This is a genomic window from Pedobacter sp. AC190, from assembly GCF_979258025.1.
This window is the reverse complement of sequence record NZ_OZ409824.1, coordinates 3,657,871-3,673,182: the sequence shown is the minus strand read 5'-3', so window position 1 is coordinate 3,673,182 and position 15,312 is coordinate 3,657,871. Positions and strand designations below refer to the sequence as shown.

15 protein-coding genes are annotated in these 15,312 nt (G+C 35.0%); 8 read left to right on the top strand and 7 right to left on the bottom strand.

Going from position 1 to position 15,312, the window contains the following annotated elements:
- Positions 1-84 precede the first annotated feature (84 nt).
- Entirely contained in the window at positions 85-1,329 is a 1,245-nt protein-coding gene (locus ACZZZI_RS16170) for a homoserine dehydrogenase (RefSeq protein ID WP_316760694.1), read from the top strand.
- Between the two features lie 122 nt (positions 1,330-1,451).
- On the opposite strand, the gene ACZZZI_RS16165 is transcribed toward ACZZZI_RS16170, so the two are convergent.
- Positions 1,452-2,222, bottom strand: coding sequence for a queuosine precursor transporter (locus ACZZZI_RS16165; RefSeq protein ID WP_316760697.1), 771 nt, complete (start codon positions 2,220-2,222; stop codon positions 1,452-1,454).
- 161 nt (positions 2,223-2,383) lie between these two features.
- On the opposite strand from ACZZZI_RS16165, the gene ACZZZI_RS16160 reads away from it, so the two are divergent.
- Positions 2,384-3,610, top strand: coding sequence for a multidrug effflux MFS transporter (locus tag ACZZZI_RS16160; protein WP_463489998.1), 1,227 nt, complete (start codon positions 2,384-2,386; stop codon positions 3,608-3,610).
- 152 nt (positions 3,611-3,762) lie between these two features.
- Here ACZZZI_RS16160 and ACZZZI_RS16155 read toward each other — a convergent pair whose 3' ends face one another.
- Together ACZZZI_RS16155 and ACZZZI_RS16150 are read right to left on the bottom strand one after the other, a co-directional pair.
- Positions 3,763-5,079 (bottom strand): nicotinamide mononucleotide adenylyltransferase, encoded by a 1,317-nt coding sequence (locus ACZZZI_RS16155; protein WP_316760703.1) that lies wholly within the window; start codon positions 5,077-5,079, stop codon positions 3,763-3,765.
- 247 nt (positions 5,080-5,326) lie between these two features.
- A complete protein-coding gene (locus ACZZZI_RS16150; RefSeq protein WP_463489997.1) occupies positions 5,327-5,761 on the bottom strand; it encodes an Hsp20/alpha crystallin family protein in 435 nt (144 codons plus the stop codon).
- A 68-nt stretch (positions 5,762-5,829) separates the two neighbouring features.
- Between ACZZZI_RS16150 and ACZZZI_RS16145 the strand changes: the two genes are divergently transcribed.
- The gene (locus ACZZZI_RS16145) at positions 5,830-6,315 is read left to right on the top strand and encodes an acyl-CoA thioesterase (RefSeq protein WP_344765971.1); all 486 of its coding nucleotides are present in this window, start codon (positions 5,830-5,832) and stop codon (positions 6,313-6,315) included.
- A 340-nt stretch (positions 6,316-6,655) separates the two neighbouring features.
- Here ACZZZI_RS16145 and ACZZZI_RS16140 read toward each other — a convergent pair whose 3' ends face one another.
- Both ACZZZI_RS16140 and ACZZZI_RS16135 read right to left on the bottom strand, forming a co-directional pair.
- The gene (locus tag ACZZZI_RS16140; protein WP_463489996.1) at positions 6,656-8,065 is read right to left on the bottom strand and encodes an FAD-binding oxidoreductase; all 1,410 of its coding nucleotides are present in this window, start codon (positions 8,063-8,065) and stop codon (positions 6,656-6,658) included.
- A gap of 1 nt (position 8,066) precedes the next feature.
- Entirely contained in the window at positions 8,067-8,435 is a 369-nt protein-coding gene (locus ACZZZI_RS16135) for a dihydroneopterin aldolase (protein WP_463489995.1), read from the bottom strand.
- 111 nt (positions 8,436-8,546) lie between these two features.
- On the opposite strand from ACZZZI_RS16135, the gene ACZZZI_RS16130 reads away from it, so the two are divergent.
- Genes ACZZZI_RS16130 through ACZZZI_RS16120 form a run of 3 tightly spaced genes read left to right on the top strand, consistent with a single transcriptional unit; the run spans position 8,547 to position 10,420 of the window.
- Positions 8,547-9,737, top strand: a complete 1,191-nt coding sequence (locus tag ACZZZI_RS16130; protein ID WP_424059965.1) for an acyl-CoA dehydrogenase family protein — start codon at positions 8,547-8,549, stop codon at positions 9,735-9,737.
- A gap of 41 nt (positions 9,738-9,778) precedes the next feature.
- Positions 9,779-10,159, top strand: a complete 381-nt coding sequence (locus ACZZZI_RS16125) for an SRPBCC domain-containing protein (RefSeq protein WP_316760719.1) — start codon at positions 9,779-9,781, stop codon at positions 10,157-10,159.
- A gap of 48 nt (positions 10,160-10,207) precedes the next feature.
- A complete protein-coding gene (locus ACZZZI_RS16120; protein WP_316760722.1) occupies positions 10,208-10,420 on the top strand; it encodes a hypothetical protein in 213 nt (70 codons plus the stop codon).
- Positions 10,421-10,487: 67 nt separating this feature from the next.
- Here the strand turns inward: ACZZZI_RS16120 and lysA are convergent, their stop codons facing one another.
- Positions 10,488-11,642, bottom strand: coding sequence for a diaminopimelate decarboxylase (gene lysA / locus ACZZZI_RS16115; RefSeq protein ID WP_424059971.1), 1,155 nt, complete (start codon positions 11,640-11,642; stop codon positions 10,488-10,490).
- 165 nt (positions 11,643-11,807) lie between these two features.
- Here lysA and ACZZZI_RS16110 point away from each other — a divergent pair, with 165 nt between their 5' ends.
- Positions 11,808-11,972, top strand: a complete 165-nt coding sequence (locus tag ACZZZI_RS16110; protein WP_344765976.1) for a hypothetical protein — start codon at positions 11,808-11,810, stop codon at positions 11,970-11,972.
- On the opposite strand, the gene ACZZZI_RS16105 is transcribed toward ACZZZI_RS16110, so the two are convergent.
- Entirely contained in the window at positions 11,961-13,274 is a 1,314-nt protein-coding gene (locus ACZZZI_RS16105; protein WP_316760732.1) for an aspartate kinase, read from the bottom strand. The genes ACZZZI_RS16110 and ACZZZI_RS16105 overlap by 12 nt on opposite strands.
- Positions 13,275-13,538: 264 nt before the next feature.
- On the opposite strand from ACZZZI_RS16105, the gene ACZZZI_RS16100 reads away from it, so the two are divergent.
- Positions 13,539-15,275 carry a phospho-sugar mutase gene (locus tag ACZZZI_RS16100; RefSeq protein WP_463489994.1) on the top strand — a complete coding sequence of 579 codons (1,737 nt, stop codon included), beginning with the start codon at positions 13,539-13,541 and terminating at the stop codon, positions 15,273-15,275.
- Positions 15,276-15,312: the final 37 nt, after the last annotated feature.

Below are 15,312 nucleotides of genomic sequence, written 5' to 3'. Positions count from 1 at the left end.
CTTCCGTGGCAAAACATAATAAAATTTGATGGTGAGTATCAAACGTCCAATCTTGATACTCGCTACTTGATACACTAAAACACCATGAGTAAGAATTTAAAAATCGGTTTATTTGGTTTCGGAGTTGTAGGGCAAGGATTATTAGACATAATCCAAAGCCAGAACCTTAATTTAGAAATTATTAAAATCGCAATAAAAGATCCAAAAAAGAAGCGTACGCTTAATAAAGATTTATTTACAACCGATAAAAATGAAATCCTGAATAATTCGGAAATCAATACGATTGTAGAATTAATTAATGATGCTGATGCGGCCTATGAAATTGTAACTACAGCATTAAAAAACGGTAAAAATGTAGTCTCTGCAAATAAAAAAATGATTGCTACTCACTTAAAAGAGTTGGTAGATTTACAACAAAAACATGGCACTTCTTTATTGTATGAAGGTGCGGTTTGCGGGAGTATTCCAATTATAAGAAATTTAGAAGAATATTATGATAATGAGCTTTTTCATGCTTTAAGTGGTATTTTCAATGGTTCATCAAATTATATTTTATCAAAAATTTTTAACGAAAACCAAAGTTACAATGCAGCTTTAAAAGAAGCTCAGGATTTAGGTTTCGCAGAAACAGATCCGATTTTAGATGTTGGTGGTTACGACCCGAAATATAAATTGGCTATTGCAACAGCTCACGCTTATGGTTTATTTGTGAATCCTGATGCAATATTAAATATCGGAATCCAGAATCTTTCTGCTCATGACATTAAATATGCTCGTGAGAAAAATTTCAAAATTAAATTAGTACCCACTGCTCGTAAAGTAAATACAAAAGATATTGTTACCTATGTTTTACCTAAACTTGTTGCAAAGGATGATTTTCTATATAACGTTGAAAATGAATACAATGCAGTAACCGTTCAGGCAGCTTTTGCTGATAAGCAGTTTTTCTTTGGTAAAGGTGCAGGTGGTCATCCAACTGGTGCTGCCGTACTTTCGGATATCGCTGCTTTACGTTATGATTATCGTTATGAGTATAAAAAATATCACTCAGAAAATGGAGCGAAACATACCGAGGATATTTTACTTGAAGTTTATCTGCGTTATGCAGATGAAGATTTAATTAAGTTATTAGAGTTTGACGATATCAGCGAGCGCTATGCTGCAAGCAGTTTCAAATATGTAATTGGGACAGTTAAATTAGAAAACCTGATTAAAAATCGTGATTTACTTTTAGATACTAATGTTTTTATAGCCTACACTGGCAGACAAATTTATAAGCAAGACAAAGTTGCTGATAATGTTTTTGCAGAGGAATTGGCTGCCCTTTAATTTTTTTTAAGGTTAATTTTTTATTTGTTTTGTTGTTAAGCACAAAGGTCGGAGCGAGTCCGACCTTTTGCGTTATTCATTTTTCAAAACAATTTGACCTTAAATTTCCTAAATATTCTGAACTAGTTTCTTCCAGCCATATGCATTAACTTATGTGCTAAATCTTTGCCTAAATATCCATCGATAATTCCATGGACAACATATAAAATTGGAGTCATTAAGATTGCAACAACAAATTTATAGGTGTAACCAACTAAACCAATTGCAAATACCATCTGCCAACTATAGTTATAATTAGGATTAATGTAAAATGCAATAAATATCACAACAAAGCTATCAATAAATTGAGATACCAATGTCGAACCTGTTGCCCTTAACCATAAAGCCTTTTCTCCAGTGATTCTTTTTATGCGATGAAAAATATAGGCATCTAAGACTTGTCCTACAATAAAAGCGGTAATAGAACCGACGATAATCCACATTCCTTGCCCAAAAATACTATCAAAAGCATCAACCATATTTAATGGTCTGCCGTTAACCTTATTCATTACCCAAAAGTCTGATGCTGTTAGGTGAATTGCTCCCCATACAACCAAAAATGCAAATGCAATTAAAATAGCGGTTAATATGGAAAGAAAACGAACTTGTTTTAAGCCAAAATATTCATTAATGATATCTGTCATAACGAAAATTATTGGCCAAGTTAAAACTCCCGCCGACATGTTAAAAGATAAATGCGGAACGCCAAACAAATTCATATCAAACTTTTTAAAGCCCAAAGTCTCCTCAACACTAAACAATTTAACCCCAATAAACTCTGATAATATTGCATTTGCCACAAAAAAACTACCCAGAATGAGTAGTAAACGGCTTTCTTTAGTTTTAAAAGTCATAGAGGATAAATCTAAAAATAAATTGCATCAGATTTATTGTTTCGAATGTTAAATTTAAAATTTAAGTTAATTCTCATTACATTTTACAATCGTTCGACCTTAAAAATAGGTTAAGAAATTAAATCTACCAATCTTTGCGCCTCGGAAAAAACTAACAGAACATGGCTAAGAAAAAAAACTTTTATCTCATTTTAATTTTGGGCTCATTAGCAGCAATTGGGCCTTTCTCAATTGACATGTATCTACCTGGTTTTTTAGACATTGCCAAAGATTTGAAAAGTACAGAATCTACTGTAGCATTATCTCTATCGAGTTTCTTTATAGGTATTTCTGCAGGGCAATTACTTTATGGGCCCCTGTTAGATAAATTTGGAAGAAAAAAGCCATTGTATTTTGGATTGGCGCTGTATATTCTTTCTTCGTTTTTGTGTTTAGCGGTAACAGATGTTAACCAATTAATTGTCCTTCGGTTTGTTCAGGCAATCGGAAGTTGTGCAACAGCAGTTGCATCGATGGCAATGGTTAGAGATTTATTCACGGTAGAAGAAAGTCCCAAAGTTTTTGCTTCTTTAATGCTTGTTATTGCAGTTTCGCCAATGCTCGCCCCTACTGCAGGCGGTTATTTAATTTCGGCTTTGGGTTGGAAATATGTATTTGTATTCTTAGGTTTTATGGCAATATTAATGTTATTGGCATCGATATTTAAATTACCAGAAAGCTATAAACCCGATCCAAGTTATTCTTTAAAACCAAAACCTATTCTTACCAATTTCTTACTTGTTTTAAAAGAACCACAGTTTTACACGTATGCCTTAATCAGTTCGATTACATTTTCGGGCCTATTCGCATACGTGTCTTCTTCACCACAGGTGTTTATGAAAATTTACGAAGTAAGTAAAACTGGTTACGGTTGGATTTTCGCATTGCTATCTGTTGCATTTATAGGATCAAGCCAGTTAAACAGTTTAATTTTAAAATGGTTTACAAGCAAGAAAATAGTAACCTGGGCTTTGGTTGCTCAATGTACTTTTAGTTTATTATTCTTAATCTTCGCTTTAAACGATTGGTTAAATTTGTATTTAACCATCGGCTTTATCGCTTTATTTCTTTCTTGTTTAGGGTTTATAAACCCGAATGCAGCAGCCTTATCTTTAGCACCATTTACTAAAAACGCAGGAAGCGCATCGGCTTTAATGGGTGCTTTACAGATGGGATTAGGCGCATTAGCATCGGTAATGGTGAGTTTATTTAGCGAACATTCGGTTGTACCTATGCCCTTAGTGATGACTTCCGCTGCCTTTATTGCCATGTTTTGCCTACTAATTGGCCGAAGATTTATAGTAACCGAAATTGAGGCAAGTGCAGATACAGCAGTTGTTGCACATTAGTTTTCTTTTGAAAATACGTCCTTGAAAACTGTAATGATAAAAAGACTCGTTTTCTTAGAAAAACCCAAGCTATTTCAAATACTTTATCTGCATTAACCTATTTTTAGTTTCAGATTTTAGCAAATAATAGATTGAAATAAAAAATGTTAAAGTTAAACTGTCTTTACATCATTTTCAGCGTAATCCTCAATATCGGTGATATAATGATTAATCAAAAGGAAATCGAATAGTGGTTTGGCTTCTGGTGTAACAGGCATATTAGCAGTAGTAATAACCTGGTTGGTTTTTTTATCTAAAAAAGGATAAGCAAATAATCGAACATTGGTATTAAACATATCGTTTACATAACTCAATAACTGGCCCGAATAATTTTCGCCTTTAAAGTTCGAAGAATTAAATACAAACTTCAGGTTATTAATATTTGTAGCTAAACCAACACTTTTAGGCTTACAACGGGCTAAATATTTAGCCAATCGATTATGGCGGGTAAAGTTCGATACGATTACAATGTTACCTGTATCGCACATTTCCTGAGCTCGTTTGGCAACAGACTCTAAATCGATATCATCAGGCGTTTCGTTGTCATCTGATAAAACATTGGTTAATAAAACCTCAATCATAACAGCAATATTGCCATCCTCTACTTTATTGGTACGCTTAAATTGTTCTGTTGCTTTATTAAATAAGCTAAAATTTGGTAACGACTTCTGACCATACTTGGTTCTTAAAATCATTATATCTTTTTTGTACAATAAATCTTTTGCCTGACGAGGATGTGCATCAGCATCGAAAATTGCAGCGGCAGAAAAATCTTTCATAATCATATAAAGATTAAGCAAGATGTTATTCACCTCTGGAAATGCTGGACCTTTTACTGAAATTAAATCGATTTCTACCGATCCAATAGTTAAGTTATCAGCCAAAGATTCTACCATTAATTTAGGATCTTGATAGAGATAAAAAGCCGCATAAACCAAATTAACCCCAATAATACCTAAAACACGCTGCTGCATGTTTACGTCTGTATCAAGCAATCGAACGTGAAAGAATATTTCGTTTGGTAAACCCCCAGGTTCATTTTGAAAACGAAGGCCAACCCAACCGTGAGGTTCGTTAGTACGTTTATAATTTAAAGTGGTAACAGTATCTGCGAAAGCAAAAAAAGTACGACTTTCATACTTCTCGCCAGATAAACGTTCATTTAACAACCCAAATTCATGGTCGAGCATTTGCAAAAGCCTATTCTGACTAACATAGCGCCCGTTAGCTTCTGCTCCGTAAATAGCATCACTAAAAGTCATATCGTAAGCCGACATTGTTTTAGCAACTGTTCCAGATGCTGCGCCAGCATTAAAAAAGTTTCTAGAAACTTCCTGACCTGCACCAATTTCAGCAAATGTGCCGTAAATTCTTGGGTCGAGGTTTATTTTTAATGCTTTACGTTTAGTATCCAGAATTTCTCTTTCCATGCCGCAAAAGTACAAAAAATGATATTAAGCTGATTTTAAGAATGCAAAATAAAATCAATCTAAATACAATGCAAAAAAATAAGGTTAGCATCATCCAATGCTAACCTTATAAAACCTAAACTTAAACTATTATGAAACCTGCATCAGTTACTCAACATACCAAACTCACTCATCTTCTGATGCAAGATTCATAACCTTTTACCTAAACTAAACTATTATGAAAAACCCTCTTTCTAGAATATCTTTATTACGATACTACAATTTCTTTGTGTTGTAATTTAGCATCGTCTTTTTTGCTGATATTGATATTTAAAATACCGTCTCTATATTCTGCAGTAATTTTATCACCATCAGCTGTATCTGGTAAATTAAACGATCTGGCAAATGAGCTGAAATCGAATTCTTTACGAGTAAAATCTTTAGCCACCTGGGTTTCGTCTTTTTTAACTTCTGCCCAAACAGAAAGTGTGTCTTTTTTTAAATTAATTTGAAAATCTTCTTTCTTTAAACCTGGCGCTGCCAACTCAATAATATAAGCAGTTTCGTTTTCGTATATATTTACGTTTGGCGATTTATCAACCATTTTATTTTTAGTTACTGCATCGCTAAACAATGAATCGAAAACATTGTTAAAGTAAGGAGCTGTGTTGCGGGTTCTGTTGTTAAAATTTACAAGTGTCATATCTCTAATTTTTATTTTTTTTAATTGATACAAACCATTATTCAACTTACATACCAAACCAAATATTTATGATTTTTAAGACATTTTGGCAAAATAAATCCAAATCAAAAGACAAATTGACAGAAATACATCGTTTTTCAGACAAATTCAATTATAAAACGAATATTCATCTGCGCTTTGTTGATTTTGATATGATGGGACATGTAAACAATTCTGTTTACTTTACTTACCTCGAAATTGCCAGAACCAAGTATTGGGAAGAAATTGTAAAATGGGATTGGAAGCAAACAGGAATTGTAATCGCTCATGCGGAGTTAGACTATATTCAGCCGATTTTAATGAACGATAAAATTGCCATCCATGTTAAAACCTCAAGAATTGGAGAAACCAGTTTTGATTTAGATTATCAAATCGTAAAAATAAAGGGCAACGAGGAAGTGATTTGCAGCAAAGGCAAAACCGTTTGCATTGCTATAGATTATGCAACTAAAAGACCAACGGCTATCCCAACTGCTGAAAAGCAAAAAATGGTTGGATTTGAACAATTATCGTAAATTGTAAATATAAATTCGATTGTTACGTTTTTGGAGGCCTTGAAAAGCAAATTTTCACTAACAATTAATGTTAGTCGGGCTTTACACTAAATCTTTTTAACCTTATTCTTCGACTACGCTCAGAATGACAGGCTAAAAAGGATATCGTTTCAATCCCGTTTAGGGTAGCTTGGCAACTACAATTATTTACAGTTGCCAAGAGGCCTGGTAAAATCCGTTAACTTTAAACCCGACAGGAGCGGCAGCCCCGAGTTTTTTTTACGAGGGCTATAGCAAATGGCGGGACTACAATTGCCACAAAGATTGAAACTTACATTTCCAAAATTTTTCAAACAAAAAACTACAATTTATCAGGCATAATCTTTCCTGGGTTTAAAATTCCGTTCGGATCGAAAACCTGTTTAATTCCTCGCATTAAACTCAAGTGAATTTCGGAATATTTAATAGGCATAAATTCTTTTTGAACTAGGCCAATTCCGTGCTCACCAGATAAAGTACCGCCTAAAGCAGTGGTTAATTCGAAAATTTCTTTGATGCCAAATTTCAACTTATTGGTCCAGTCCTCATCACTCATTCCAGCTTTGATGATGTTTACGTGTAGATTTCCATCGCCAGCGTGACCGTAACAAACACTTTCGAAACCATATTTAGCACCAATTTCTTTTATGCCATTTACCAGCTTAGGTAAAGCGGCACGAGGCACAACAGTATCTTCTTCTTTATAAACCGAATTAGACTTTACAGATTCGGCCATTGTTCTACGCATCCGCCAAAGTTCTTCCTTTTGTTGGGCACTATCTGCGAATAATACTTCAGAGCAGTTGTGTTCTTCTAAAACGAGGTTGGTTTTTTCGCAATTTTTAAAAATGTCGTCTAAATCATCACCATCAAATTCGATCATTAATAAGGCAGCAACATCATCCTTTAAGTCGAATTTAATATCATCAAATTTAATTACCCACTCCACTCCTTTTCGCTCCATAAATTCTAAAGCTGATGGTGTTACACCTGCTCTAAAAATGGCAGAAACTGCAGCACAAGCATCTTCATTAGTTGCGAATGAACCCATCATTAAAACTGATTGGCTAGGTTTTGGCAAAAGCTTGGTTACAATTTTGGTTACCACGCCTAATGTCCCCTCCGAACCAATCATCAATTGGGTTAAGTTATAACCCGATGCATATTTCAAGGTATTGGCGCCAGTCCAAATGATATCGCCATTAGGCAAAACAACCTCAAGATTTAAAATATATTCTCGAATTGTGCCATATTTTACAACCCTTGGTCCGCCAGAACCATGAGCAACATTACCACCAATAAAACAAGAACCTTTGCTGCTTGGATCTACAGGATATAGTAAGCCTTTTTCTGCAACAGCATTAATAAACTCTTCGGTAATTACGCCAGGCTCAACCGTAGCTTGCAAGTTTTCTGTATCAATATCAATAATAGCCTTAAACTTTTCCATTGATAAAGAAACACCTCCATAAATCGGCAAGGCTGCGCCACTTAAACCTGTTCCACCACCACGAGGAGTTACTGGGATATGCTTTTCATTACAAATTTTCAGTAATGCAGAAATATCAGCAGCGGTAGCGGGTTTAACCACAACTTCGGGTTGGTAGCGTAAATCTTCCGTTTCATCGTGACTGTAATTATCCAGGCTCTCTGCATCAGTAAATACTTTTTCTGCACCAATTGCTTGTTTAATTTCTGTTAAGATTTCGGCATTTATTTTGGTAAAGTTCATTTTAGTTAGTTGGTGTGTAGGTTAGTTTAACAAAAGAATGGCCGATTTGGCCTGGCATTGGCGGATCGAGTTTTTTAATACTCACATCAATTTTTTCTACAAAAGGATAAAGCTTAATCACTTTTAAAATGATATTTTTCAAAACCGTTTCTAAAAGTTTTTGAGTGATTTTCATTTCCTCCAGAATGATGGAATTTAAATCCTCATAATTAACCGTTTGGCCTAATTCATCATCAAAACCAATTGGCGAAAATTCGGTTTCCAAATCAACAATAAAATGATTTCCTGTTAATTGCTCTTCTGGATAGTATCCGTGCAGGGCAAAGCATTTCACATCTTTTAAGGCTACGGTTTGTTTAAAGTGGTTCATCTATGTTTTGTATGTTGCAAAATTAAATTTTTATTCATGAATATAATACCCATTGCCGTAAATTGTTACCTTTGAAATGAACGCTTTATCATAACCAAATTAGAATAAATAATGAGCAAATCAGTAAAAAAAGACTTATACGAGGCCCCAGACTATTATTTGTTAGATGAATTGCTAACAGATGAGCATAAATTAATTCGTGCAACAGCAAGAGATTGGGTAAAAAAAGAAGTTAGTCCAATTATCGAAGATTATGCTCAAAGAGCCGAATTTCCGAAACATTTAATAAAAGGTTTGGCAGATATTGGCGCTTTTGGGCCAACAATTCCAGTAGAATATGGTGGTGCAGGTTTGGATTATACTGCTTACGGAATTTTAATGCAAGAAATTGAGCGTGGCGATTCAGGCATTCGTTCTACTGCATCTGTTCAGGGTTCGTTAGTGATGTACCCAATTTACGCCTATGGAACTGAAGAACAGCGTAAAAAGTATTTACCCAAATTAGCCAGTGGCGAAATGATGGGTTGTTTTGGATTAACAGAGCCAGATCATGGTTCAAATCCTAGTGGAATGGTGACCAACATAAAAGATGCAGGTTCTCATTACATTTTAAATGGTGCAAAAATGTGGATTAGTAATGCGCCATTTGCAGATATTGCTGTAGTTTGGGCTAAAGATGAAGCAGGAAAAATACGTGGAATGGTTGTAGAACGTGGAATGGACGGTTTTTCTACACCAGAAACACATAATAAATGGAGTTTAAGGGCATCTGCAACTGGCGAGCTGGTTTTTGATAATGTTCAAATTCCAAAAGAGAATGTTTTTCCAGAAATTAGTGGATTGAAAGGCCCTTTAGGTTGCTTAAACCAAGCTCGTTATGGTATTGCCTGGGGTGCTTTAGGTGCTGCAATGGATTGTTACGATACCGCATTGCGCTACTCAAAGGAAAGAATACAGTTTGGAAAACCAATCGGCGGATTCCAGTTGCAGCAAAAAAAATTGGCCGAAATGGTTACAGAAATCACTAAAGGTCAGTTATTGGTTTGGCGCTTGGGAACACTTAAAAGTGAAAACCGTGCAACTGCTGAACAGATATCTATGGCCAAAAGAAATAGCGTCGAAATCGCTCTAGATATTGCCCGAAATGCACGCCAAATGTTGGGCGGAATGGGAATTACTGGAGAATACTCTATTATGCGCCACATGATGAACCTGGAATCGGTAGTGACTTACGAAGGTACACATGATATACATTTACTAATTACAGGTATGGATGTTACAGGATTAAACGCCTTTAAATAAGGAGCAGAATTTTAATAGAATAAAAATTAGATTAATAGTTGATGAGAGATTACAAAAAATACACCTACATACCTGCCACACCTGAAGAGGTTTATTTAGCACTAACAAAAGATATTAGCATAAAACTTTGGACTGGTGCCGAAGTTGAATTTGAAGAAAAGCCAGATACTGAATTTTCTTTTTGGGATGGAGATATTGTTGGTAAAAACCTAGAGTTCGAAACCAATAAAAAAATTGTACAGCAATGGTATTTTGGCGAAGATGGAGAACCATCCATTGTTACTATAAAGCTTCATGCAGAAAAATCTGGAACATCTTTAGAATTTAAACAAACCAATATTCCTGACGAAGATTTTACTGATTTTACCGAAGGAATTGAAGAATATTTTATCGGCGGATTAGTAGATTTCTTCGACGAATAAAACATAAAGCCAGTCTTGCTGTTTTGATTTTAACCAATTTATAAAATCATGAATAAAACCGTAGGACTTATATTAATTATTGTTGGAATAGCCATGCTGGTTTGGACTGGCTTTTCTTACACTCGAAAAGAGAAAATTGTGGATGCTGGTCCGATACAAATTTCAGCAGATAAAGAGAAATCGGTTAACTGGCCTCCTTATGTTGGCGGGATAATTCTGGTTGCAGGCGTGTTTGTATTCGTAGCCTCGAAAAGAAAATAGAAAAATTGCCATTCTGAACTTGTCGAAACGCATTATTGCTGTTCGACAAGCTCAATGTGGCAAAGCACTATATATCGTTACTATAAACAGATCTTATTGCATCTCTTAAGTTATATTTTGATGCCATGACTTCTCCGTAAGCACCAGCACTGCGAATGGCAAAAACATCTCCCCTAAAAGATTCTGGTTGCTCAACTTCCTTACCGAAACAATCAGTACTTTCGCAAATTGGGCCAACTATATCGTACTTGATTTCATTTCCATTACCACGGGTTAAGTTCTCAATTTTGTGATATGCTTGGTACAACGCTGGGCGCATTAACTCAGTCATACCTGCATCTAAAACCACAAAGTTTTTCTTTTTCCCTTTTTTGATGTATAAAGCTCTGGTAATTAACGAAGCCGATTGACCAACTAAAGCTCTTCCTAACTCAAAATGAACTTCCTGATTAGGTTTAACCTCTAAAAATTCGTTAAAGATTTTAAAGTAAGATTCAAAATCAGGCACTTGATGATCAGGGTTATGGTAATCAATACCTAATCCACCGCCCACATTTAAAACTTCGATACTAAAACCTTTATCCTCAAACCAGGTTGCAAATTCGTTTACACGAACGCAAAGATTCTTGTAAACATCGAGGTTTGTAATTTGAGAACCGATATGGAAGTGAATTCCTAAAAACTTAAGGCTTGCAGATGCTTTTAAAGTTTCAGCACATTCGGGTAAATCCCAAGAATTAATACCAAATTTATTTTCATCTAAACCTGTTGTAATGTTGTGGTGTGTATGCGCATCAACATTTGGGTTAATACGAATAGCCACTTGTGCCACTTTGCCTTTCGCTGCAGCAAGTTCATTTAAAACTTCCAGTTCCTGAATAGATTCTACGTTAAAACAGAAAATATCCAAATCCAAAGCCTCATTTATTTCTTTATCAGATTTACCTACACCAGCAAAAACGATTTTTTTGTTGTCAAAACCAACTTCAACAGCTCTTCTCACCTCTCCTGCACTCACGCAATCTGCACCAAATCCAATGGTTTTAATTTGCTCTAGCAAAACCGAATTAAAGTTTGCCTTAAGTGCATAATGGATGTGAAACTGATAAGGAGCTGCTGCATCTGCGCAAGTACGCAATGTTTTTTGCAATAACTCTGTATCGTAATAGTAAAAAGGTGTTTCTATATTGTTAAACTTTGATATATCTTTATCCGCGAACATGTTCAAATTCCTTATTATAATTTTAATTTTATTCTTTGGGCTTATTTATTTGGGTAATTACCTCGATTTAAAGCATGGAAGAATTACCCAAAAGCAATACAACGGAAAAATCCGATTTTTTATCGTGTTACTCCTAATTGCATTGTTCCTTTTATTTATCAAAAAATGAAGATAGCAGCAGCCATATTTGTCTTTCTAATTATTTCAGCTGGATTATTTAACTCCTACAAGAAATATAAAAACGGAATGTTACCCGCAAACTTTTTAGCCTTTCATTGCTTAATGGGCTTGCTTTTTATTATTGCTGCATTCTTCTTATTATTCGAATAATCTGTTGTGAAGACTTCTCAAGGCTTCAGTTTTATACTCACTTAAAATCAGTAACGAAACGTTATAATTACTTCCTCCGTAAGAAATCATCCGAATTGGAATGTGTTTTAAACCTTCTAAAACTCTGCTGGCAAAACCATGCTTTTCTGAGCCGAAATCGCCAACAACACAAACAATACTGTGGTTGGTATCTACTTCTACAGTTCCGAAACCCTCTAACTCCTCAATAATTTTCGAAAGATTTCCAGTTTCATCAATCGTTAACGAAACGGCAACTTCCGAAGTCGTAATCATATCGATTGGTGTTTTATAACGCTCAAAAACTTCGAAAACACGACGTAAAAAGCCGTACGCCAATAACATTCTGCTCGATTGAATACGAATTGCTGTAATTCCATCCTTAGCGGCAATCGATTTAATTTTTCCTTTTTCGCTATCGTGCGTAATTAAAGTACCTGCAGCTGTTGGCTCCATAGTATTTAATAAACGAACTGGGATTTTGTATTTCTGCGCTGGAAAAACTGATTGTGGGTGCAAAATTTTTGCTCCAAAATAAGCTAACTCAGCTGCTTCATCAAAAGATAATTGAGCAATTGGCTTGGTTCCTTTAACAATACGAGGGTCGTTATTGTGCATTCCGTCGATATCTGTCCAGATTTGAACTTCTTCTGCAAGAATTGCAGCACCTAATAAAGAAGCAGTATAATCACTTCCTCCACGACGTAAATTATCTACCTCGCCAAAACTATTACGACAGATAAAGCCTTGTGTAATAAATAATTTATTGCCTTTATGTTGTTCTAATAATGGTGTTAAGTGTTTAGTTGTAAATGGAATATCTGGCTCATTATCTTCATCCGTTTTCATAAAATCCAATGCAGGCAATAAAACAGATTCTACACCAATTGATTTTAAATAGATATGATATAAGGTTGTAGACAATAATTCGCCTTGCGCTAAAACAACTTTCTCTTCAATCGAAGTGAAAATATCGTTGGTTAAAACGGCTAAAAAACTGAAATGATAATCGATCACCTCATTTCCCATCTCCTGAAAATCGGAAGCTGGTAAAAGCTCAATTACAAAATCCTTATATTTTTGATATAAATTTTCGACGCACTCGCTTCCCTTCTTCTTATCTCCAGCTAAAAAATAATTTGAAATTTCCACTAAGCTATTTGTGGTACCAGACACGGCTGATAACACTACAATTTGCTCTTCATTTGGATTAATGATATCCAACAACTTCGTCATGCGCTCGGGACTACCTACTGAAGTACCCCCAAATTTTAAAATTTTCATCTAATTAGTTATTATTTTTAGCTGTAATAAAAAGAACACAATTTTACATCGTGCCTACCAGACAATAAAAAAATGTGGTTGTCTCATTTTTAATACTGGATTTTCTTTATTATTGTATCGGGGCGTGAAAATAAGCAAAACAAGCTTAAAAGCAACAACCTCAACAAAATAAAATTTGGGAAAGTTTAATTTATTTTGATCACAACCAAACTTCCAGGCATACATTTTTGTTCAACACCAGATATTAAATTAAAATAAAGCTCAATGCAATCAATTGATCAATCAACACAAGCGACCATTAATCAATGGTTAGGCGGCAATTACGACAAAAAAACAAAGGCTGAAATACAAGCCCTTGTCGACCAAAATGCAACAACAGAACTTACCGATTCATTTTATAAAAGTTTAGAGTTTGGTACTGGTGGTTTACGCGGAATAATGGGTGCTGGCTCTAATCGCATCAACAAATATACTATTGGAACAGCTACACAGGGTTTGGCGAATTATTTAAACAACAAATACCCAGGCGAAAAAATTAGTGTAGCCATTGCTCACGATAGTAGAAACAATTCTGATTATTTTGCTGGAATTACTGCTGATGTTTTTTCTGCTAACGGAATTCACGTTTATTTCTTTGAAGCTTTAAGACCAACGCCAGAATTATCTTTTGCTGTTCGTCACTTCAATTGCAAGAGTGGTGTAATGTTAACAGCATCGCACAATCCGAAAGAATACAACGGCTATAAAGCTTATGGCGCAGATGGTGGTCAGTTTACTGCTCCTGATGATAAATTGGTTATCGACGAGGTAAATAAAATTCAAAGCATAGACGAAGTTAAATTCGATAGAGTTGATACAAACGTTGAATTAATTGGTGAGGCAGTAGATAAATTGTATTTAGATGGCATTACTGCGCTTTCAATTTCTCCTGATGCCATTAAAAGACAACATGATTTAAAAATTGTTTTCTCACCTATTCATGGAACAGGAATTACTTTAGTTCCTAAAGCGCTTGAACAATTTGGTTTCACTAACGTAACAGTTGTTGAAGAGCAAAGTAAACCAGATGGTAATTTCCCAACGGTTGTTTACCCAAATCCAGAGGAAAAAGATGCTTTAACTTTGGCAATGAATAAAGCTAAGGAAATCGATGCTGATTTAGTTTTAGCAACAGACCCTGATGCTGACCGCGTTGGTATTGCTGTTAAAGATAATAACGACGAATGGGTATTACTAAACGGAAACCAAACAGGCAGTTTATTAATCAATTATATTGTTTCGGCATGGGAAGAAAAAGGTAAGTTAACTGGTAAAGAATATGTAGTTTCTACAATTGTAACCACCAGTTTAATTAAAGCTATTTGCGATGCTAAAAACGTGGAGTACTTTAATACTTTAACTGGTTTTAAATGGATTGGACAAATCATTACTAAACTACAAGGCGAAAAAACTTTTATTGCAGGCGGTGAAGAAAGTTATGGTTATTTGGTGGGCGAATTAGTTCGCGATAAAGATGCTGTTGTTTCTGCTGCGTTTATTTCTGAAATGACTGCTTACTACAAAGATAAAGGTGCTAGTTTATACAATGCGCTTTTGGATATGTATGTTGAGTACGGCCTGTATAAAGAAGATTTAGTTTCATTAACCAAAAAAGGTAAAACTGGTGCTGAAGAAATTAAGGCAATGATGGAGAAATTCAGAAATAATCCGCCTGTATCGTTAGGTGGCTCTAAAGTTTCTGTTTTAAAAGACTACGAACTAGGTCAGGAAACTGATTTGGCTACAGGAAAAGTAACTAAATTAGATTATCCAGCTTCAGATGTTTTACAGTTTATTACAGAAGATGGAAGTATTGTTTCTGCTCGCCCAAGTGGTACAGAACCAAAAATTAAATTCTACTGTAGTGTAAATGCACCTTTAGCTGATAAAAAAGATTTCGAAAAAGTAAACGGAGAATTAGGCGATAAGATTAAAGCTGTAATGGCAGATTTGCAGGCTTAAGGCTCGTTAAACCACAGATAAAAAAGAATGAACACAG